The 22012-nt window shown below is 40.6% G+C and carries 23 protein-coding genes and 4 pseudogenes; 10 read left to right on the forward strand and 17 right to left on the reverse strand.

The window, feature by feature from the left end:
* Positions 1–56 precede the first annotated feature (56 nt).
* The 4 genes from LC586_RS22445 to LC586_RS22460 all read right to left on the reverse strand — a co-directional run bounded on the left by LC586_RS22445 (position 57) and on the right by LC586_RS22460 (position 3252).
* On the reverse strand, positions 57–953 hold the full coding sequence (locus LC586_RS22445) for a DsbA family oxidoreductase (RefSeq protein ID WP_229486890.1): 897 nt from the start codon (positions 951–953) through the stop codon (positions 57–59).
* A gap of 15 nt (positions 954–968) precedes the next feature.
* Positions 969–1310 carry a rhodanese-like domain-containing protein gene (locus LC586_RS22450; protein ID WP_190729540.1) on the reverse strand — a complete coding sequence of 114 codons (342 nt, stop codon included), beginning with the start codon at positions 1308–1310 and terminating at the stop codon, positions 969–971.
* A gap of 178 nt (positions 1311–1488) precedes the next feature.
* On the reverse strand, positions 1489–1884 hold the full coding sequence (locus tag LC586_RS22455) for a hypothetical protein (protein WP_229486891.1): 396 nt from the start codon (positions 1882–1884) through the stop codon (positions 1489–1491).
* A 42-nt stretch (positions 1885–1926) separates the two neighbouring features.
* Complete coding sequence (locus LC586_RS22460; RefSeq protein ID WP_229486892.1) at positions 1927–3252, reverse strand: NAD(P)/FAD-dependent oxidoreductase; 1326 nt, start codon at positions 3250–3252, stop codon at positions 1927–1929.
* A gap of 206 nt (positions 3253–3458) precedes the next feature.
* Between LC586_RS22460 and LC586_RS22465 the strand changes: the two genes are divergently transcribed.
* Positions 3459–3848: an ArsR/SmtB family transcription factor gene (locus LC586_RS22465; protein ID WP_229486893.1), complete on the forward strand. Its 390-nt coding sequence runs from the start codon at positions 3459–3461 to the stop codon at positions 3846–3848.
* A gap of 65 nt (positions 3849–3913) precedes the next feature.
* Here LC586_RS22465 and cobA read toward each other — a convergent pair whose 3' ends face one another.
* The 11 genes and pseudogenes from cobA to LC586_RS22520 form a co-directional block, all read right to left on the reverse strand.
* Positions 3914–4759, reverse strand: coding sequence for a uroporphyrinogen-III C-methyltransferase (gene cobA, locus LC586_RS22470; RefSeq protein WP_229486894.1), 846 nt, complete (start codon positions 4757–4759; stop codon positions 3914–3916).
* A 229-nt stretch (positions 4760–4988) separates the two neighbouring features.
* The gene (gene pstB / locus LC586_RS22475) at positions 4989–5816 is read right to left on the reverse strand and encodes a phosphate ABC transporter ATP-binding protein PstB (RefSeq protein ID WP_229486895.1); all 828 of its coding nucleotides are present in this window, start codon (positions 5814–5816) and stop codon (positions 4989–4991) included.
* Positions 5817–5868: 52 nt separating this feature from the next.
* The gene (gene pstA, locus LC586_RS22480) at positions 5869–6768 is read right to left on the reverse strand and encodes a phosphate ABC transporter permease PstA (protein ID WP_229486896.1); all 900 of its coding nucleotides are present in this window, start codon (positions 6766–6768) and stop codon (positions 5869–5871) included.
* Between the two features lie 5 nt (positions 6769–6773).
* Complete coding sequence (pstC, locus tag LC586_RS22485; RefSeq protein WP_229486897.1) at positions 6774–7715, reverse strand: phosphate ABC transporter permease subunit PstC; 942 nt, start codon at positions 7713–7715, stop codon at positions 6774–6776.
* Positions 7716–7772: 57 nt separating this feature from the next.
* Positions 7773–7972: pseudogene (locus tag LC586_RS22490) on the reverse strand (IS5/IS1182 family transposase); the annotation flags it as partial.
* A 12-nt stretch (positions 7973–7984) separates the two neighbouring features.
* Positions 7985–8320, reverse strand: coding sequence for a hypothetical protein (locus tag LC586_RS22495; RefSeq protein WP_229486898.1), 336 nt, complete (start codon positions 8318–8320; stop codon positions 7985–7987).
* A gap of 20 nt (positions 8321–8340) precedes the next feature.
* On the reverse strand, positions 8341–9099 hold the full coding sequence (locus LC586_RS22500; protein WP_229486899.1) for a phosphoadenylyl-sulfate reductase: 759 nt from the start codon (positions 9097–9099) through the stop codon (positions 8341–8343).
* A 525-nt stretch (positions 9100–9624) separates the two neighbouring features.
* Complete coding sequence (gene sir, locus LC586_RS22505; protein ID WP_229486900.1) at positions 9625–11406, reverse strand: sulfite reductase, ferredoxin dependent; 1782 nt, start codon at positions 11404–11406, stop codon at positions 9625–9627.
* Positions 11407–11582: 176 nt separating this feature from the next.
* The gene (gene sat / locus LC586_RS22510) at positions 11583–12755 is read right to left on the reverse strand and encodes a sulfate adenylyltransferase (protein ID WP_438822923.1); all 1173 of its coding nucleotides are present in this window, start codon (positions 12753–12755) and stop codon (positions 11583–11585) included.
* A 348-nt stretch (positions 12756–13103) separates the two neighbouring features.
* Positions 13104–13568, reverse strand: coding sequence for a universal stress protein (locus LC586_RS22515; RefSeq protein ID WP_229486901.1), 465 nt, complete (start codon positions 13566–13568; stop codon positions 13104–13106).
* Positions 13569–14941: 1373 nt separating this feature from the next.
* Positions 14942–15022: an AAA-like domain-containing protein gene (locus LC586_RS22520; protein ID WP_229486912.1), complete on the reverse strand. Its 81-nt coding sequence runs from the start codon at positions 15020–15022 to the stop codon at positions 14942–14944.
* A gap of 17 nt (positions 15023–15039) precedes the next feature.
* Here LC586_RS22520 and LC586_RS22525 point away from each other — a divergent pair.
* Positions 15040–15558: pseudogene (locus LC586_RS22525) on the forward strand (transposase family protein); the annotation flags it as partial.
* A 595-nt stretch (positions 15559–16153) separates the two neighbouring features.
* Here the strand turns inward: LC586_RS22525 and LC586_RS22530 are convergent.
* Positions 16154–16403, reverse strand: a pseudogene (locus tag LC586_RS22530) (hypothetical protein).
* A gap of 15 nt (positions 16404–16418) precedes the next feature.
* On the opposite strand from LC586_RS22530, the gene LC586_RS22535 reads away from it, so the two are divergent.
* Complete coding sequence (locus LC586_RS22535; protein ID WP_229486902.1) at positions 16419–16886, forward strand: hypothetical protein; 468 nt, start codon at positions 16419–16421, stop codon at positions 16884–16886.
* Here LC586_RS22535 and LC586_RS22540 read toward each other — a convergent pair.
* Positions 16819–17400, reverse strand: coding sequence for a hypothetical protein (locus tag LC586_RS22540; protein ID WP_229486903.1), 582 nt, complete (start codon positions 17398–17400; stop codon positions 16819–16821). The two genes, LC586_RS22535 and LC586_RS22540, sit on opposite strands and share 68 nt — an antisense overlap.
* A gap of 305 nt (positions 17401–17705) precedes the next feature.
* Here LC586_RS22540 and LC586_RS22545 point away from each other — a divergent pair, with 305 nt between their 5' ends.
* From LC586_RS22545 to LC586_RS22575, 7 genes and pseudogenes are all read left to right on the forward strand, one after another.
* Entirely contained in the window at positions 17706–17858 is a 153-nt protein-coding gene (locus LC586_RS22545; protein ID WP_229486904.1) for a hypothetical protein, read from the forward strand.
* A 368-nt stretch (positions 17859–18226) separates the two neighbouring features.
* Positions 18227–18760 (forward strand): hypothetical protein, encoded by a 534-nt coding sequence (locus LC586_RS22550; protein ID WP_229486905.1) that lies wholly within the window; start codon positions 18227–18229, stop codon positions 18758–18760.
* Positions 18761–19090: 330 nt separating this feature from the next.
* A complete protein-coding gene (locus tag LC586_RS22555; RefSeq protein WP_229486906.1) occupies positions 19091–19324 on the forward strand; it encodes a hypothetical protein in 234 nt (77 codons plus the stop codon).
* 109 nt (positions 19325–19433) lie between these two features.
* Positions 19434–19589, forward strand: coding sequence for a hypothetical protein (locus LC586_RS22560; protein WP_229486907.1), 156 nt, complete (start codon positions 19434–19436; stop codon positions 19587–19589).
* 148 nt (positions 19590–19737) lie between these two features.
* The gene (locus tag LC586_RS22565; RefSeq protein WP_229486908.1) at positions 19738–20079 is read left to right on the forward strand and encodes a hypothetical protein; all 342 of its coding nucleotides are present in this window, start codon (positions 19738–19740) and stop codon (positions 20077–20079) included.
* 140 nt (positions 20080–20219) lie between these two features.
* Positions 20220–21755: an IS66 family transposase gene (gene tnpC / locus LC586_RS22570; protein WP_229486909.1), complete on the forward strand. Its 1536-nt coding sequence runs from the start codon at positions 20220–20222 to the stop codon at positions 21753–21755.
* Between the two features lie 130 nt (positions 21756–21885).
* Positions 21886–22012: pseudogene (locus LC586_RS22575) on the forward strand (IS630-like element ISMae26 family transposase); the annotation flags it as partial.

Here is a 22012-nt window from a genome sequence, read left to right on the forward strand (position 1 = left end):
GTTCGTTTGTGATTATAGATTCATTGGTAAATTCTTTCTCAGAAATCACCTTATTCCTAACACCAAGATTGTTCTTCCAAAGGATTATGCAGTAACTCACGAATATTGGCTTCGATGACTCGGTAACCTACATTGCCGTTGAGTCTTTGTCGTCCTTCATTGAAAATTAGGGTGGGGCTGACCGTAACCGTATAGTCTTTGACCAGTTCAAAATCCTTGAATAGTTGAGCGTATGCTTCACCACTATCGATCTGAGCTTGGATAGCGGCGATCGGGAGCCTTAACTCCTCCGCAATTTCAAATTGTACCTTGCGGTCAGAAACGTTTGCCAGTTGAGTAAAAAACGCCTTCCGAAATGCCCAGGTTATTTTTTCAAATACCTGTTGAGCTTCCTCTACCAAACCCTTTGCTTCTAGTAGTTGAATTGCATGGAGAAATAAATGACAGGATGTGGATGAAGGTGGTGTAACTTTAATCCAAATATCAGGATGAACGGAGATGTGATCAAACTTTTTCGCAACCTCCTGAATATGATCGCTGTATCCTTGCAATCCCCCCCGATCTCGCCATCGGCTATTTAACCTTTCACGAGCAATACCAAAGATGGGGACAAAGTGATGTTCGATCGCAATCTTGTCTTGAAAGGTAGTTTTCAATTCATCCAGACGGATCTGAGCAATATAAGCCCAAATACAGAGAACATCAGAAAAGCAAAAGATCCGAATAGGTTCCATTGGATTTTGAGGGTGAAAGGGTGAGATATCAAAATAATTCGTAATTGATAATGACGCTCGCGGACTCGTTGGCGTAGCCTCTCCAAGAATTGAAGCTGAGAACACTGACAGCGTGTTGTAGAGAAGACGGTAATTCGTCAGTTGCAATAGTTGCTCTATCCCTCCACTGTCTTGTTGACCACTAAGTGAGAGCAGTTTAGGGAACAGCTTTATGCTCATAATACTGAGGTTTCATTAGGGACGGTTGCCGCGCTGTACGGGATACCCTGTATTCTGCCATGCTAGTAGCCCACCTTGCAGGTTATAGACCTGACGGTAGCCCTGAGTCACGAGCCACTGAGCTGCCATTTCGCTCCGGTGTCCTGACAGGCATATGATAGCGATCGCCTGATCTTTAGAAATGTTTTTAAGAATGCTATCACGGCTCAAACGTCGCGATTTTGGCACGTGTCCCATCCAATATTCCAGCCAACCCCGCACATCAATCACCAATAGTTGATTCTGGGACGATTCCAGTTGAGCAGGTGTTAGTAGAGTTGGATTTGAAACTCCTTTAGCAATTGATCTTGATTTCATAAAGTATTCTCTCAAGATAAACTAGGCATTGCAAGTAGGGCAAACGCATCTAAAGTATAAAAATCCTTTAATAGCAAGGGTTTCGTCGTTTTTAAATTTAGCCTATTTTTTCGTCAAGATCCTTATCTAGCAAGGGTTTCAGAAATACCGTGCGTTCGCCCTGGCATTGCAAGTATGCTTAAACTTTGCTCATGACAGAAAATGACTTAACAAACGGTCTTGCCATACGAGGATCTTTGATCATGGCAGTATAGTCTCCAACCTGAAATTGCAGTCTGCGGGTCATATACGCCATACTCAACCCCATCATGTTTAACCCTCTTGATATCCACTGATGCCAGTCTTGTCGACCTGCACGTAAGTCCCAATTCAGCTTTTGCCCCTCATATGTATTCGCAGAAACCACCCGTCCATCTTTAACTGTGATAACTCCCATCGGATTTGCTTCACCCTCGAAGCCATAACCGATCACGGAATTGAAATGGATTTTGGCAAGAGCATCGGCTAATTCCGGTTCTAGATTCCATTTCTCACCAAAAGCCTCCATCCATTCAGCTGAAAATAACTCTGCCATTAGACACTCTCCAGATTAAAAGGAACTTGTGAGACTGCTCTCTTAGGGAATTGGGTGAATCACCTCAAGGCTAGTATCAGTTTGGATAGGCTCCACCAACGGCAGTCCGATTGCCCGAAAAGCCCATCGCTCAAACCAGGGAATAGTCCAACCCAATCGCATTTTGGTTAAAAAATATTTCTCAAAAGCTGACTTTATCCATGACACCCAAGCTCCTTTATAGGTAATGGCGCGGTGCCGATTACCTTCAGTGTCAGGTAACAGAGGATCTGCAAGGAAAAGCGCCCCAGTATTTCCAAAATCAGCAAAGCAAACTGCTTGTAATGTTGGCTTGATTTGATACCCTGAAATTACACCTAACTCCAGTGCGATGTTATGTGCGACTGAAAGCGTCATCTCTTCTGTCATTAGTCCGACTTTGGGAACGCCAATCGGAATTGGTGTTTGTTCTATTGGTTTAAGTTGAGTGACCACACCTACAGCATAAATAGAGTCAAATTTGGGGTGACGATAGCTGGGTAATACAGGCACAAATCCCTTCGCATCCGTCAATCCTGGTACTTCCCGCAAGAAGCGCGGTCCCCGGAAGGGAGGCAAGACCATCGTGTACTTAGAAGGAATTATGCGTCCATCTACTAAGTGGACGGCTTCTGGTTCAAACTGAGAAATTGCTGTATTTTCCATTAGATCAATTTCCCGATCCGCCAGGAATTTGCGGATGAGCCAGCGAGAATTTCCCATACCGCTAATCCCTAAATGTCCAGCATAGGGTTCTGATGTGACAAAGGTTATAGGGACGTAATTGTGGGAACGGTACTTACTACTATCGCGCAGACCCTTCCGTTTCAAAACCTGGTGTGCCAATAATGCAAACTCATAAGCGGGACCAAAACAACTGGCTCCCGGTGCAGCACCTACTACAATCGGTCCTGGCTGTTGTAAGAATTTCTCCCAAGCTTCATGAGCCAATAAGGCATGGTGAGGGTTGCAAATCGACTGGGTATATCCCCCTTCAGGTCCCAATCCTGGCAGAGCATCTAGTGCCAGTTCCGGTCCTGTTGCAATAACTGCATAGTCGTAGTCCAACGTCCGATCCTTTAGCCTAATTTGATGAGACTTCGGATCAATAGCAATGACTGAATCATGAATGAATTCAATTCCATGCTGAGGAACGATATTGGCTAACTCTAACTGGATGCGATCAAGTGATCGTAAACCCAACCCCACCCAAGGTAGTGATGGGATAAAGGTAAACTTCGGTTGATTAGAAATTAGCGTTACCTGATGTTCACGAGGTAATATATGTCTCAGTTCGTAGGCAGAGGGAAGCCCTCCCAATCCAGCACCAATAACCACAACGCGAGCCATGATTGCAACTCCTAAACGTAACTATTTAATGAGAATTTTTAAGTCCAAGTGTGGTGGTCAGCTAATATGTAAAATTGTCATAACCCTACCCTTGTTTAATTTTTACATCTTGCCCTAAAGTTAAATTTTTAATAACTTCATTATATTACTATATAATAGTATAGAAGAAATTTAAGTAGAAGAGTTAAAATTAATCTCCTGAAGTTATGATTCTACCTCCCTCTGCCTTAACTCAAGTTGCGGATTATTTCAAAGTGTTATCAGAACTCAGCCGTTTGCAGGTGCTGTGTTCCCTACAGTCAGGGCCAAAGAATGTTACCGAAATTATAGAAGACACAGGGCTGGGACAAGCAAATGTCTCGAAGCATTTGAAAATTCTAACTCAGGTAGGAATTATATCCCGGACTCCTCAAGGAGTCAGTGTGTATTACGAGATTATAGAACCGTTGATCTTTGATCTGTGCGAACTGGTGAGTGATCGCCTCTTCATTAGATTGGAAGAACAGTCCCAACAGTTGAAGCAATTGAAAGGTTTGCGGCGGACTAAATTGGTAGATATCACTAGCGGATCTGCCAAAGTAAAAGCGAAAAAATAAGCGCTCTTATGTCTAATTCTCTGTCGCCTTGGCTGTCTACTTGGTATACAAAGCACGTCGGATAGCTAAGACAATACCACTGGACGACAGTTAGATAAGGTAGCATGCATATTAACCACTGCACCAATAATAGCAATTGCAGGTCCTTCAAACCCGGTTGTCTTAACTTGCGACACAATTGTTCCTAAAGTCCCAATTAATTCTTCCTGCTCTGGTCGCGTCCCCCAACGGACTAAAGCGATGGAAGTATCTAAACTCAGCCCAGCATTGTGCATCTGTTCAATAATGTAAGGTAAATTATGAATTCCCATATAAATCACAATCGTTTCTGAGCCTTGAGCGATCGCCCGCCATTTGACAAATGGTCGATACTTGCCACATGTTTCGTGACCTGTGACAAATGTAACCGAAGAGCTATAAAGCCGATGAGTCAAGGGAATCCCTACATAGGCAGGAGCTGCAATTCCAGAAGTCACGCCAGAAATTACTTCCACCGACACTCCAGCTTTTACTAACTCTTCCATCTCCTCACCACCGCGACCAAACATAAACGGGTCGCCTCCCTTTAACCGTACCACTACGGCATTAGTCAGTGCCTTTTCAATCAACATCTGGGTAATCTCATCCTGGTTTAAGGAATGGTATCCCCTGCGCTTCCCAGCATAAATTTTTTCCGCCTGCGAGTTAATCATCATCAAAATTGCTGGGCTGACCAAAGCATCGTAAATTACCACATTTGCACACTCTAACAACACCTTTCCTTTAAGGGTGAACAAACCTGGATCTCCGGGACCTGCACCGACTAAGTATACTTTCCCAAAATATTTATTTTTATTTTTTTCTGTGTTTGATTCAACTTTTAATGGACAGAAGGCAGAACTCAAATTTTTTTCTATATTTCTGTAGTTCATTTCCTTATTAAACTCCAAATAAATTACAATTAGTTGACGTGCCTAAAATAATTACATTCTTGCAAATGTAATTATTTTAAGCTTATCCAAAATTCTAAAGATGTTTTTCGTAATCATATTACGTCATTGCTTTAACCATCGGTGCGACGAGCTTTTTGATGCCCAGATTTCCCTACAGAACTGTAACGAATTCCCCACCCCCATTACGAATTAAGAATTACGAATTATTTTAGCCAAACCGTCCACTGATATAATCCTCAGCTTCTTTAGTTTGAGGAAAATTGAACATTTGAACTGTTGAATTAAACTCAACTAATTTTCCGCGACGTTTACCATGCTCGTCAGTTTCTGTATTAAAGAAAGCCGTAAAATCTGCGATTCTAAAAGCTTGCTGCATATTGTGAGTCACCATAATGATGGTGTATTGCTGCTTAAGTTCTAAGCAGAGTTCTTCTACTTGGCGGCTAGAAATTGGGTCGAGAGCAGAACATGGTTCATCCATTAATAATACATCTGGCTTCATAGCGATTGCACGAGCAATACAAAGTCGTTGCTGTTGTCCGCCAGATAATGCAGTACCCTTCTCTTTGAGTTTGTCTTTAACTTCATCCCAGATAGCAGCGCGTCTGAGGGAATCTTCCACCAATTCATCGATGTTACCTTTATAACCGTTAGCACGCGGCCCAAAGGAAATATTTTCGTATATTGATTTGGGGAAAGGATTCGGTCTTTGAAAAACCATTCCGATTTGGCGGCGTAATTTTACAGAATTTACCTTAGGATCGTAAATATTGTGATCGCGGTAATTTAGTCTACCCTCAACTTTAGCTCCAGGGATTAAATCATTCATCCGGTTGAAACAACGCAGTAAGGTACTTTTACCACATCCGGAAGGCCCAATAAAAGCAATAATTTGTTTTGCAGGAATCTTTAGGTAGACATCTAAAAGTGCCAAAAGTCCCCCATAATAGACCTTTACACCTTCAACATTGAAGACGTTATTATCGTGGTCGATTGTAGCACTATCTAATTTACTTCTACTGTTACTATAAGTCATGAAAGCGTATCTCCTAATAACCGTGAATATATCCAATTAGATATTTAATTACCTAATGTATTGAGAAGCGTTGGCGGATATAAATTGCTACACCATTTAACGCTACAATTAAGAGTAACAACGCGATAATTGTTGCTGCTGCTGCATTAGCAAAACCTGGTTCAGGACGACTAATGTAACTATAAATTTGAATGGGTAATGCCATAAATCTCTGGAACAAACCAGGATTAAAGGTGAGAAAACCCACAGCACCTACAACAATTAGAGACGCTGCATCACCAATAGCACGGGATACAGAGATAATTACCCCTGTCAAAATACTAGGAACAGCATAAGGTAAAACGTGACTGCTGATAGTTCGCCATTTAGCGACACCTAATCCATAAGAAGCATTTCTTAGGGAATCCGGGACGGCACGAATTGCTTCTCTAGCTGTCACAATAATTACTGGTAAGGACAACAAAGATAAAGTAAACGCACCAGAAACCAAAGCGGGGCCGAACCCAAGCAAATAATTGAAAACTCCTAAACCTAGCAATCCGTAGACAATCGAAGGTACACCTGCTAGATTGCTGATATTAATCTCAATAACCGCTGTCCACCAAGCTTTAGGTGCATACTCTTCTAGATATAAAGCTGCTCCAACACCAACTGGTACAGTGACTAAAATTACAATAATTCCTAAAAGAATACTACTGATAATAGCGGGACGGATGCCACCTTGGTCAGGAAAACGAGAAGGAGTTTCTGTTAGAAAGCCGGGTGTTAAAAATCTAGCTAATCCATCTCGAAAAATATCAAAAAGTAGCAAAGCCAAAATAAATATACCAATCAGCAACCCTAATAAAAAAAGTATTTCAAATACTTTTCCTAATGTCTCCCTACTCTCAACATTCTCAGTAAATTCTGCCGCCGAATCCAAAGAATCATCTCGTTGATAACTTGTCGTCATACCTATTACTCATACTTTTCTTTAAAGCAATTAGCAATCCAGTAACTAACAATATTTAAAGCTAGGGTTATTAGGAATAAAAGAGCGCCCACAGCATATAAAGTCTTGAAATTAAGGCTACCACGCGGACTATCCCCGCCAGAAATTTGCGCCATGTAAGCTGTCATTGTTTCTACTGATTCCGCAAAGTTAATCGTCAGTTTTGGTTGTTGACCTGCGGCGATAAGGACAGTCATCGTTTCACCCACAGCACGAGAAATACCCAAAATTATTGAGGCGATAATTCCAGAAAGTGCTGCTGGAAGAACTATTTTAAAAATACTTTCTAGTTTAGTAATACCTAAAGCAGAAGCTCCTTCCCGCAAAGAACGTGGAACAGCTTGAATCGCATCTAAGCTAATAGAACCAACAGTTGGAGTAATCATTACCCCCATCATTAACCCTGCGCTCAAGGCATTAAATATTTCTAGAGGAATAATATTCCGTAGCAATGGTGTGAGAAATAACAGTGCAAAGTAACCATATACTACTGTAGGTATTCCCGCCAAAAGTTCTACTGCGGGACGTAAAATTGCTGTTACTTTTAGTTGAGCATATTCACTCAAGTAAATTGCAGAAGATAAACCCAAAGGAATAGCAACCGCCATAGCAATAGCTGTAGTTAAGAAAGTGCCAGCTATCAAGGGCCAAACGCCAAAATGTCTCTCGGCAAATAGAGGTGTCCATTTAGTATCAAAAAAGAATTCGGCAAAGGAAACTTCTTGGAAAAAACTAAATGCCTCCTGAAAGATTATTAGGACAATACCAAAGGTTGTTAGAACCGAAACTAAAGCACAACTAAATAAAATTACCGCAACAATCTTTTCTGAGATATCTTCAAATGCATTTTTCTCCAATGACTGTCTGAACTGAAAAGAAGAATCGTCTTGAGAATTGCGATTTTGCATAAATTAGTTAAGCTTTTACTAAATTCATAGTACACAGATTGGTATTTATTTAAAGGATTATGAAGATGCTGATTCTGACTGCGCTAGTCGTAGCATCGAGCGAATCATTATCGTATAGATCATTGCTTCACTAACTTCGGGTTGGGAAGTAGTTCATAATCTTTACTTTAGTAACGATAGTCATTCCAGCATCCGAAAGTTCGTTCTACAATCCAACGCTTCAGTAACACAACAAATTCTGGTTCAGTGCTTTTAATAGCATTTTGTACCTAGATAAAGTCTAGGTCTAAGTTTTGATCCATCATCTCTAAAATCTCTTTGCTTGCCGAGACTTCTTGATGAAAGACTTCTTTCAGAAAGCGATAGTAAGCTTTATAAACATGGCTAGAACCGTCATCATTATTGACAATAAAAAATGGTGCCGCCTCTACTTTGTGCTTTAACGCTAAGATGAATCCTTTACTAAGTTGCTCACGTTCATCAACCGCAACAATTTCGTCTATGCAATCTAACAATCCCAATTTTTCAAGATCTTCAAGTACATTTGCAGATTTTGGGCATGGAGTACCATCTAGCTTAATCTTCTTAACTAGTGTTATGTTCACTGTTTTTCACCTGCTAATGATTAATTGGAGCTATTTTGAGATAAGTTGATCTTGTGAAAGCCGCATTCTTTCTCAACTGCTTCTTCCCACCACCAACGTCCTTGACGCTCATGCTGGTTTGGTAAAATTGCTCTAGTGCAAGGTTCACAGCCAATGCTCATGAAACCTTTGGTATGTAACTGGTTATACGGTATATCATTAGCTTCGATATAATGCCAAACTTGGGCAGAACTCCAGTTAGCTAGAGGGTTAAACTTGATCAAAGTACGATCGTTAGTTGAGAAAGCTGTATCTATTTGGATAAGCGGTACATTAATACGAGTAGCAGGATTTTGATCATGGCGTTGCCCTGTAATCCAGGCATTGAGAGTACTAAGTTTACGGCGTAGCGGGCTTACTTTACGAATAGCACAGCACTCTTTATGACCATCCTCATAAAAACTAAAAAGCCCCTTTTCTCTGACTAATAACTCAACTTCTGTGGGTTCTGGGAATACCACATCTAGCTTCATGCCGTATTGTTTTCTCACTCTATCTAAAAATTGGTAAGTCTCAGGGTGAAGACGACCTGTATCGATAGAGAAAACTTGAAACTTCTTCCCTATCCTATATGCCATGTCGATAAGAACAATATCCTCTGCACCACTAAAAGAGATAGCAATATTGTCAAACTGTTCCAAAGCAAATTTCAGAATATCTTGAGGATTTTTGGTTTGGTACTCTAATTCTAGTTTGGCAATATCGAGTTCTGTTATGCAAGATGCCTCAAGCTTTGTCATAAAATCTCCCTGTTGATTGATAATTTTACAGACTGTTCAGGCTCTCAAATGTAGTTTCTAAAACAGCAGTTTAGAGCCTCACAAACGTTGAATACAGTTGGGTATTTTGAATTAATACGTGCAAATCTGGGCAAAATGTAAAAAAATGACAGTAGCATAGTCAGAACGTTAAACCCGCGATAGCTATGAACTAGTGCAAGAAGGCAGGAGGAAGAAAAGCCTTTACAGTAGGTTTTTCAGCTTTTTTTAATCTATTGGAAGGTTATTTCTGCCACACTGTACTAAGTAAGCAACTCGACTTTATTTACATTTAAGGTAGGTCAAGAGTGCCATCGTATATTCTGAAATCCTTTAATATTAGCGGTTGAGGCTTTTTAATATTGCCTATATCAAAAAGTCCCATGTATCTTGACTAAATATTGAAAGAACCTCATTTACAAGACATCTTTGAATAAAGTCGAGCTTAGATATTAATTCAAAACAGTTATTAAATATGTCAGATGCGGCCTTCTAATTTCATTTAACTTACCTCCATCTAGAGACAAATTCACTAATGGCATTAAAACCAACACGAGCGCAAAAATCACCAAAGCTTTCCTCAGTTTGCCGCGATTGCTTGAAGAATACAAAAATCGGCTCTAGCTGCGTTTCTATGTCGTTGTGGTGCAGCCTTTCCATGTAAGGTAACGCTAATCTAGTTTGATGTGGCGAACCCCCCAGCCATACTTGGTAACTTTCTGGAGCACTACCTACAAAACCCAATTCTGCCATGTAAGGACGAGCGCAACCGTTAGGGCAACCTGTCATCCTCACCACAAAATGCTCGTTTTCTAAACCTATATTATCTAACAACGAGCGAATTCTTTCTAAAATGCCTGGTATTGCCCTTTCTGATTCTGTGACTGCCAAACCGCAAGTCGGCATCGCAGGGCAAGCCATCGCATAACGCACCAAGGAGTCTATTTTACTAGGCTCTGTGACGACACCGTGACGCTCAAGAATCTCTTGAACAACTTGTTTTTCCTTTAGTTCAATATCGAAGAGAATTGCATTGTGATGTGGTGTCAGACGGATGGGCAAGTTTAATTGCTGGACAATTTTCCGTAGTGCAGTTTTGAGTTGCAACGGCCCTTCATCTTTAATGCGACCATTTTCGATGGAAACGCCTAAAAACAGCTTACCATCGCCTTGTTCGTGCCATCCGAGGAAGTCTTGATATTTCCACTCTGGTAGCTCTTTAAAGGGTGTGAGTGATTTGCCAAAGTATTCTTCAACTTTTGAGCGGAACTTATCAACGCCCCAATCATGGATTAAATATTTTAATCTTGCGTGACGACGGTCAATGCGATTGCCATAATCTCTTTGAGTCGCGACAACTGCTTTAACTATCTCGTAAACGTCATCTTTCGTTACATAGCAAATAGGATCAGCCATCCGAGCAAAGGTTTCTTCTTTGTTATGTGTTTTTCCTAAACCCCCACCCGCAAAGACGTTAAATCCTTCTAGTTTGCTTTCATTATCGGTCATTACCACCAAGGTGAGGTCTTGGGTATACAAATCAATGGAATTATCACCGGGAACCGTTACGCAAACTTTGAATTTGCGCGGCATGTAGTGAGTGCCATAAATTGGCTCTGGGTTATCATGAACAATCGACCCCTTACCATTGGTTTGCCGTGCTGCCTTAACTTCTGGCTTTTCTTCGGCACTAATTATTTTTTCTCCATCCAGCCAAATATCGTAATATGCACCAGTTTGAGGTTTGAGCAAGTCAGAGATATTTTTGGCATATTCAATCGCATACTGATACTCTGGACGGTTCTTAAAGGGGGCTGGGGGAGCCATGACGTTACGATTGACATCACCGCAAGCCGATAACGTCGAACCCATACTTTTGACCATACCAGCGATCGCGGCTTTGAGATTCTTCTTTAAAATCCCGTGTAGCTGAAACCCTTGACGGGTAGTTACACGCATTGTATGGTTGCCATATTCATCAGCCAGCTTGTCTATAGTTAGATACAATTGTGGCGGAATAAAGCCACCTGGACTGGTAGTTCGCAGCATGAACTGGTAATCTTTTTCCTGTCCCTTTACGCGGTTGTCTCGGTTGTCCTGCTGATAAGAACCGTGAAACTTAAGAATTTGTACCGCATCTTCGCTAAAGTGAGTTGTCTCCTGAAGTAGTTCACTGGCAACAGGTTCACGTAAAAAATTACTACGTTCTTTAAGACCTTCAACTTTGGAAGGCTTACGGTTTTTGTTTCGGGATGGAGCAGATTGATCCGTTGTTTTGATGTCGGTCATAAAACTCTTCTTGTCGGTTGATTGTGAAATTTATTTGTACTTTCTAACCAAGATGCAATAGGATATTGGCTACCCAATCTGTGAGCTAGAACTTGAGATTTTTCTAATATTGATCATTTGCTGTGGGCAAGTTAATTCCTGGGACTGGTAAAATTCACTCAAGTCTTTCAGAACAACTAGGCTTTAGCTTCACTCATATGTTTAACCAAAATCTCAGCAACCTCCGGTCGGGAAAACTCTGGAGGTGGGGTTTTCCCATTCTTGAGCATCTCACGTACTTTAGTACCTGATAGGTGTATTCGTTCTTCAGAATTGCTAGGGCTGGTTTTAGCAGTTGCCATTGATTGGGTACGAGTGCAGTAAAAAGCATGTTCAAAGTTCAAAGGGGTAATTCTTAACTCCTCTGATGTAAACTCACTAAAGATGTACTGTGCATCGTAAGTGCCATAGTAAGATCCCACTCCTGCATGATCTCGCCCGACAATAAAGTGGGTGCAGCCGTAATTTTGACGAGCGATTGCGTGCATAATCGCTTCTCTAGGACCTGCATAACGCATTGCTGCTGGAAATACACCTAAGAGCACACGGTTTTGAGGATAATATTTGCTCATCAAAACTTCGTAGCACTGCATCCGTACACTTGCTGGAATGTCATCAGACTTTGTTGTACCCACTAGCGGGTTAATGAACAAACCATCTATAATTTCCAAAGCAATTTTAGTAATGTACTCATGGGCACGGTGGATAGGGTTACGAGTTTGGAAAGCTGCAATAGTATTCCACTGGCGTTTTTGAAATTGATATCTAGTAGTCTTTGGAGTAAGACGATAGTCTAAAAATTCCTTGTGAGGGATTGAGTTGACTAATTTAATTGAACCACCTAGATAAACTTTTCCTTCTGCACGTAAAGCTTGTACTCCAGGATGTGAATCTTCACTAGTAAGATAGATTTTCTCAGCCTCAAAATCCTGATCGGGTTTAAACTTGCTAGTTATGATCATTACTGCCAGAATCTCACCATTGGAATGAGATAAGGCAATTTCATTATCTAGCTTGTAGTTGTCAGCAATTGACTCAGGAATTTGCAAAGTTACAGGAATGCTCCAAGCAAGACCACTACTTAATCGCATATCCTTGACTATCGTATGATATTCCTGTTCGCCAACAAAACCATCAAGGGGGCTGTACACTCCTGTAACAATACACTCAAGGTCTGCAAGATTACGATCGCTAAGAATCAAACGTGGCAAACTATGAGCATTTTCTAGGGCGATTTCACCCTCTTTGCCATATAAGTAGCAATCAACAAGCTTGCCTCCGTGAGGCTCAATCAAAGTTTTGTTCATCATATTAGTTAAACTCGGATTTATCACGAATTTTGAAGGAAAAAATTGACTGATAACTGTATATCGAATGGCGCTAAGAAAAGCCCAAAAGCTTGTGTAGCCTTGTTCTCAGTTTTAAAACTATGTATTCCCAAAGGCAGAAATTTTCGTCAATAAAGAGAAGTTTGAGCCTCCTAAAATGTGTTCTTAGAGCCTGTCAAGAAACAACTTTTACAATTTGCCGCCTAAAAAGCTTATTGAGAAAGCATTTCTAACTAAAAAGAAGGAAGGTTGTTTTGTGACAAGCTCTTAATCTGGAGACTAGGAAGCAGCCAGGGCAAGGGCTATATTTCAACTTAGTGCCATTCGATCCTATATCTGATAGTCCAATTCCCTAATAACTGTTTTAGCTTTCTGCATTGTTAGACGAGTTGAGTCAGGAATCACCATTACAGGACAGAGAGTTTCTTGTAGAATATAGTCACTCATGCTCTCTAAAAAAACTTTCTTCAATAGATTCTGATAATGATCACCCACTACCAGTAAATCAGAGTCTTGAATATACTCATGTATACTATTTCTAGTATTGACATAGCTAAGAGTACCAAACTGTTCGAGAGGATGAAAAATTTTTCTGAATTCAGCTTCACTTGTTAAAGGAATGGGAGTTTTAGCATCGGATACTTCTTCTTCATCAGAGTTAATGTTTGGCTGATTTATGTAGCACATAACGACTATTTCTCTGGCATTCTTCTGCCCCTCCTCAAGCCATCTCAAAAGAAAGTTTACGCTTGTCTGTGCCATAAAGCTAGTTTCTGCTGCAATGCATATCTTCATTGATGATATCTCCTTAACTTTTGCGCTTTAAACAGTGATTAATAAATAATGTAACTTTAGCTACTCATAAATCCAGTGTGCTTACAGAAGGTATTGCAGATATATTGGATGACCCATATTTCTGGTTTGTTGCCAAATGCACCCAGGATATTTCTATAGCTGAATTATTATTTGGAGTAAAAGCAAACTTAAAAACGTTGGAAACTTCGGTAACCACAATCATTCTTGCCATGTTGCAATATCCTCAGACTCAGCTTAGTATTCATATACTGTTTTACAATTTAATCATTATATTACAAGATAGTAATATAATATTTATAACTATATAATAACCTTGTTTTGTTTCTATATTACTATTTTATATTACAAGATTATTAGAGCTTATTTCGTGATTTATGTAATTAAAAAAAATTACAAGAGTTAATGATCTGAATGGGTGACAAAGGGTCTGAAACAATTGAAATAGGGTAGTTTTAAGGTCAAAAAGATAGATCACACAGGGCAAACGCACGGGATTTCTAAAACCTCTGCTGGATAAGGAGCTTGACGAAAAATAGGCTCAATTAAAAACGCCAAAACCCTTGCTATTAAAGGATTATTATACTTTAGATGCGTTTGCCCTGATAGATCACACATTCTTAACAAGAACTGACAAATGATAATACATACTAAATTTGGCGTTGCTGAACTAAAATATGAATCATGCAACCACTCCGAGCTTGCGAGCGCATTGCGTCGGTAGGGCCACTAAGTCATACTTTTTTAAACCTATGAATCAAGTGTAGTGTTATCAATCTCATATTAATAGTACCCCTTAGGGTAATATCAGGAGAAGCCGATAACAACCAAGATTAAGTTTCAGAAAGTGTCATCCGAATGAAATTTTTTGTATTTAAGACTAATGAGCGTTAAAAAATTCCTTGAGAGTTGAACGCAAAAAATCTTTAATGGCAAGGCTTTTGGCGATTGATCTGATTTCTTAGCGTACAAAACTCCCAATTTTGCACAGTCTAGCCTCCATTGGGTGAGCAGTCCTTTCAAGCTAATGGCACTATTGTAGGAAATAGGACTTAATATTCATAAGACAAATCTTGATATCTACACTAACTATAATTATCAAAATTCAACTAGAATACAAGGGGGAAAAGTCAGGCAAATATTCTATATAAAATTAGGTTTACAATTAATCAAAGAGTAAAAAATCAGGATTGATAGGTAAGAAATTTCAAAAAATAGGAATAAATCAGGTTTAGTAGGGTAAACGCACAAGATATTAAATGGCACTAAGAAAAGCTCTAACCTATACTAGGTAAGCATTTAAACTTTGATAGTTTTCGGAGATGTCTAATTTATTTCTACGTGAGTATGGCTACCTACAATACTCTGCGGAAATACTCACGGTACAAATTGCATCTAGGCATTACCTGATTGTCCTGTTGGTGTACTAATCCCATACTGTGCAACTTATAAAGGCATTAAATATACAAAAACTACAGGGTTTATTAGCTTTAATCTTGCAGGTAAATGGAAGCGAAAACGCTTTGGAGTTGCGCCAGAGGAAGGTTGGTTTATTCTCACTAATTTTGATACTTTGGAGTCTACTATTAAAGCTTACAAACAACGGTTTGATATTGAGGAGATGTTTAGAGATTTTAAAAGCAGTGGTTATAACTTAGAAGATACTAATGCCTCAGGGCAACGGCTAATTTCCTTAATACTATTAATCTCACATGCCTATACAGCTGCAACTATATCTGGTCAAAAAATTAAACGTATGGGTGTTCAAAAATATGTCGGACGAATTAAAGAATCTGGGCGGATTGTTCGACGACATAGTAGTTTTTATATTGGATTATATGGATCTAACTGGGTCAATTTCATGGAAAATTCTTATGAATTGGTGGCTGAGTTAATGACATTAGCTCCTAATAAGCGGAAGTATTATCAACAAGGGGAGAGAGCCATGAGGCTTATTTTATCTGCATCCTAGCCCTTTTTGTAGCCCCCCAAGATTTATAACTCTGAGAGCATTAGCTTGCCTATCTAAAGATTGATTTGCTAATCATCGCCAGTTTTGATAAAAGATTTTTGATTAATTTGGGTAATGACAGCAATCAGCAATCGCAATCAAAGCATCAAGTTGAAATTAAGTTATTAGTTTAGATAGTATGCCAGGGGAAACGCACCTTATTTTCTAATAAGAACTATAAAGATTTTAAAATTATCTACACTATATAAGTGCAAAACCTGATAGATATATAAACAAAATAAATCAGTTATTTACTAAATGATGAATTAGTTTATCTCTAATTGAATAACTTTTAGCTAAGGATAAATTAGCTAACTATTCAGCCATAAATAACTAAGCTTATCCCTGAAAATAATTTTAACCAATTATATTTTGTGCAACCATACAATTTAATTGCTATCCAACTATCTGCTCCCCAGATTACTGTATAGATGGCTATTGTCATTTTTGTTTTACCATAAATTGCTACACTCGTTGCCCTGTATATATTTTAGGGTATTCTGTCTCCCTTCAAGGCTTCACTCACTTTCGTGCGATCACTCTTAACCACAACAAATTATCCGGCTATGTCTTTACCACTCTTGTAAGTCATAGCTCTGGGTTTTCTCTTTTTGAGAGGGACTACTGATTTCTTGGGTGCTTGTGGAGGACGGCATATTTCACAAGTTTTGCGGTCGCACACCAAAGGTTTCTCGTTGTGTGGGTTGTTCGCACTGCTTACATACGAAGTTAAAAATGCGAGTGTGAATTTCCCGCTTGTGCGCTCTGACGGTGTACTCTCGGACTTGGATTTCTTTGCTTGCCATTGCTTATTGCAATTAGTGACTTTTTGGATCTTAGCCTTTGCTAACAAGATTTCAATGGTCTGGGTAAACATAATCACCCGTTTTGTGAATGGGAATTTTCATGGCTACGCCAAAGCCAGAGTGAGAGTTGCAACGACCAAACACACGCTTCAAACCCAACTGCAATGCCTCACCACATTGAAAAATCACAAACTTCTGGAATTAATCATGGATATCCAAGCTATTCTCACCCTCACGATCCAAGCAGTCGTTATGAGCTTTGTTGCGCTGATGGTTTTTGATTTCATAGATGGTTTGTGGGTTGTACCCTTGCCGCCAATCGGATGGAAGCCATCGGTTATTGAACAGCCCACAGTTTCCGCAACAGCACCACAACCTACTCCACAACAGGAAATCCAACAAGTCACTCCAAGCCCTAGCTATCTAATTGGTATTTTAGGGCTTGAGACTCAAGCACAGAGAGAATTTCTGTATGTTGATTGACCAAACCTTGTATTGCGGTAATTGGATCATGGTGAAGGCGATGTTTGCGTTGGCGAGGAACTTCCGCCAAAGCTAATTTACGACGTTGAGTTTTATACTCAGTTATAGGTACTTGTTGAATTTGTTCCAATAACTGTTTTTCAGTTTCAGCTACAAAGAGAACTTGATATTGTCCAAAATCACGCAATTCGACGGTGGATTTGCGCCCACTGATTCGCCGTTGATGGCGACGTAAATTACTGAACAAAGACTCGATGTTGAGATTGTCTGCTGGCAAGCCAGGGATATCATAGCAGTACAATAAGTTAGTTCCGTATTTATCCCACAGTTTCTGTAACTTTTTCTTTAAGGTAAACTGTGCCGGATTTTGTTGATGATCAGGCATAAACTGTTGTAATAACTCTTCCATCTCGCGCCGAACCTGAAAGCTCGTTAAGGGTGAACTATTAGCACATTCTTTACCTTTACCTGCTATAAACACTGCTCCGCTTAAGGTTTGAATGGTTTTCCGCATATGCCAAGATGGAAGGTTCACTAATTGGCTGTCGCAATGTATACATAAATTTAGCTCACATTTCACAATTATTCGTTTGGCATCCGGGAAATGTCTTTGTGGGCGGTGGCTAGGTAACTTTACTATCACGGAGGAATGTCTGCTGGTAGGTGTTTTTCAGTTTACCTGCAAACAACACCAATTAGATAGCTAGGGTTCTACGCCGGACTCGAAAAAGATTCAACCCCAGGATTTTTATTGATCGCACCATAGAAACAACTGCGATCGCCTCTCTGCTGTTGACTGGCTTTTCAGGAGTCGGGGCAATGGCTTGTTGGGGGTTGGAGATTGCTACAAGTTCTCAAAATTGGCAGCAACAGAAAAATATTTGCCTGGGTGCAATGTTGGTTAGTTTTTCCGTCTTCTTAGGCAGTTCTTTGGTCGGAGCTAGTTTCAGTATTCAACGAGATAAATTTTAGGGGATAAACAACGATGGAAATCAAGTTAACTACATCAGAGATTCGGACTATCTTACAAGGGTGTCAATATACATTGCGGCTTGTGGGAAGCAGTAAGGATTATCGCAGGCTTCAATCGTCCGAGTACTTTTCTACATCGAATCTACATCGAATGATGTGGTTTTAAATGATGCGTTTAATATTTTAGGGGAAGTAGTCAATGCAATTGATGACGTAGAACAAACCACTCAACAGTTTTAAAGTATTCACACACATTTTCTGTTGCATACGAGCATTTAGGTTTAGTGGGTTAAGTTTGAGAGATGATTAGTTAGGGCTGAATAATGCCGTTATGCGCCAATACGGTTCTGTTAAAGGAGAGTTTTAATATGTTTTGGAGAAATTTTATCGCTATCTGCACTTTGAGTTGTGCCTTTTCCAATCTCGCCTCCGCAAATTCAATTGACAGTATTTATACTGGTCTTTCATCTAATCGTTGCAAAACCATCGAAGTTGATAAGGAAACCAGCAGTTCTGTGCGGAAATGTGTAGGAGTGGCAGGTTATAGTCTGCTGGTTCAAGATGTAGATGCTCGAGAGTCCGTAACCGTGCTGACACCAGATGGGCAGCAGTATTCGCTCAAATATTCGCAGGTTATCACCACAGCTTTCTCTACCTTGGGGGAGAAAGCTGAATGGCGAGTAGAGAAAAGAGGAGGAAAGGTGCTGCCCATCGCCTTAATCGTGCGGGTGTATGCCAATGAAAATCCCAATTTACCAAATCAAAGAACGTCTTATCTGGCGGTAGCGAAGATCACACCAGAGAATATCTGTGTAACGAACAAGATCAAAGGTGGAGCAAAAGCAAATCAAGAAGCACGGCGAGCAGCCGATGCCTCAGCAAAGAAACCTTGCCTTAAATAAGGGACTTTAATCTGTAGTGTTCACCCCTCTAGCTGGCAACGTGATAAATGCTCCGATTGGGAAGCTCATCAACCATCTAAACTATTTTTAACCTACAACCCCACACCCTATACCCTGCCCCAACGGGCCTTGCCCCGTTGTACAGAATTTCATCTCGATAATAGAGAGAAAAACCAATGTCAAAGCCTAAATATTTGAATGTTTTCGTCGCAGCATCAGGAGCAGCGGCAATGGTGATCGGCACCATTATTGGTGTTAAGGGAGCAATTGCTGGAGAGGGTGCGAAAAGTTGGATTTCTGGCTTGTCCCTAATGTATAGGAGGAGTTGGATTGCAAACAATAGCTGTAGATCGTCTGTTGAAAACTCAAATTGAAGAACAAATCGATAGAACTTTAGACGAAAGACTCAAAGCGATACCAAAGGCTTGCAAAGGATGCCGGAATTTTCATGGTATTGAATATGGGAGAGTTAGGCTGGTTTGTGCGATTCATCCGCATGGGGTAGAGGGTGATACTTGCTCAGATCACGAGAAGTTCCCCAGCACCAAGAAACTAATTGAGTAAAAAAGAAGTAACAAAAGATGAATTGTAGCCCTTTCATCAAAGGCATCAGTGCAGCAGCAACAATTATCTGTAGCTATGTTGCCACTCAATATCTCGGTAAAAATATTATGTGCAGAAGCAACAGAATTTGATTAGTGCCATTGCCGAAATCTGTGTTTCTCCAATGCAGGAAATAGAGGCACTGCGGATTCTGATTTATCGGGGAGAGGCAGCCTGTCGGCAGTACCTGCGATCAGTGTTGGTGAAGCAAAAGAAGGCTTTTTGAAGTACTAAAAAACAGCCCCTATCTTATGCCTTGCCGGAGGTAGATAACATTTCTAAATAAGCTTCAAGCGATCACCCCCAGCCAAGGTAAGCGAGCGATCGCCGTTTCCGCTCCTTGTGACGCTAACCCCATAGGAGGGTACTTAAACATGGTACGAACATTAGAAGACAAATTCAATCGCAAGAGTGAACTTTTTTTGTTGTCGGAAGATGAATACCAGCCGAAAAATAAACTGGAAGAAATTGCAGTTAAAGCAGTCAAGTTAGCAGGGTTACACACTCGGCTTGGGGACTATGAATTTGTCTCGACAGCAGTTAGATTGCTTGAGCCATTCATTGCTGCATGGTATCACCGGGCCGAACTGTCCCCGCCATCGACCGCGACAATTTGCAAATGGTTTTATAGTGAGCCACCAAAGTGGGCGATCGCTTTATTAGTGAATGAACAGCAAAAAATTTTTGAACAAGTTTCGCGGAATCTTCAAATTTAGATAAAACAGAAAACTCTACGAAATCCGAAAAAGCCCTTGAAGATTGCGAGTGGCTTTTTTATTGTAGAAAAGTGTAACCGTTCACAGGATCTGAAACGCTACAGTCAAAAATGGGTTACTGAGATGGTAGATTAAAATGCATGGATGAAAACTGCCTCGCCTACGGAATTGAAATTTCGGATTCAGATTGGGAAAAAACTCCAGCCAAGGTCAAACAATTGGTGGAGAAAATGGGGCAGCACATCAAAGAATCAGAAGAAAAGCTGGCTGAACAAGAGGCTAAACAGCAAGAACTTTTAGAAAAAATTAATCGCACATCAAAAAACTCGTCATCACCCCCATCCATGAACCCACTCGATGCTGAAAAACGCCCTGAGAAAAAGAAAAGTGGAAAAAAGCGAGGGGGACAGGCGGGACACAAGGGTCATAGTCGCTTGCTGTATGAGTTATCCGAGTGTGAAAGCGTTTTAAACCACCACCCAGAGACTTGTAGCTGTTGTGGAGAAATATTATTGGGAGAAGATGCCAACCCTTACCGCCACCAGATTGTAGAAATTCCTCCTATCAAGCCAATAATCGTGGAACATCGTCTACACCAATTAATGTGCCAAGAATGCGGTACTTTAACCCGTGCAACATTACCCGTAGATGTGTATCCAAGTGGTTATGGTGTGAGAGTAGTGGCTCTTGTAAGCGTGTTGAGCGGACTATACCGCCACAGTACTCGGATGGTACAAAGTGCAGTGCAGGATATCTTTGGAATTACAATGTCCTTGGGTACTGTCAACAAACTGAGATTTGAAGCCTCTTTGGCAGTAGAAAGTGCAGTTGAAGAAGCGAAAATATACGTCCAAAACTCGCGTGTAGTTGGGGCGGATGAAACAAGCTTTGCTCAGGGAAACGTTGATGGACGCAATTCAAAAAAGAGTCAAGCTTGGCTCTGGGTAGCAGTAACACCCTTGGTGACATTTTTTCAGATTTCACTTTCACGTTGTTCGGATGCAGCCCGTGACATCCTGGGTAAAGAATTTGGCGGTATTTTAAACTCAGACCGATATGCAGCATACAACTGGGTAGGTTTAGAACAGCGACAATTGTGTTGGGCACATCTGAGACGGGAGTTTATCAAAATATCAGAGCGTCCTGGAGTTTCACGAGAGATAGGAACAGCCCTGGTTAAACAGCAAGAGAAATTATTTGAATTGTGGCATCGAGTTAGAGATGGAACTTTGTCGCGTTGTGAGTTTCAACTTTTAGTCCGGGAAATTCGCACCTCCTTGAAATTATTACTACAAGAGGCAGCTGAATACCAGATTGCTTCCAAAGAAAAAACACCACTTGCCAAAACTGTCCGCACTTGTCGCCAACTGCTGAAAGTTGAACCAGCTTTATGGCTTTTTGTGACAGTTGAGGGTGTCGAACCAACTAATAATGCTGCCGAAAGAGCTATTCGTCCTGCTGTGATCTGGCGACGTACCAGTTTTGGTTCTCAAACTCAAACTGGGAGTATTTTTGTGCAAAGGATGTTGACTGTTGTGACTACCCTCAAGTCTCAGCGTCGAAATGTCTTGGAATTTGTGACTCAAGCCGTTAGTGCTAAACGCCAGGGTCAACTAACTCCTTCTTTACTTCCACAAGTTCCTGCCTCTGCTGTTGCTGTCAAAAATGCTGCTTAAAACCCACGAATTTATACAGTTTGATTTCCCAAATTGAATCAGTCTGCTGTCTGCTTCTTTTGACCTCTAACTCTTTGATGTCAATAGGTTTTACTTTCTTGTAATTTGCGATCGCCCTGTGGTCGATTACAAAATAAGTCGTTCCACAATGGGCAGAATCACACAAAAACTGAATCTGACGCGTAAAAAAAAACATTGCACGCCAGCGAAAAATATACCGAACGGGTGCAAAAACTAAGGGCAGAGTATTGGACAAC

Source organism: Nostoc favosum CHAB5714, from assembly GCF_020829495.1.
GTDB lineage: Bacteria > Cyanobacteriota > Cyanobacteriia > Cyanobacteriales > Nostocaceae > Nostoc > Nostoc favosum.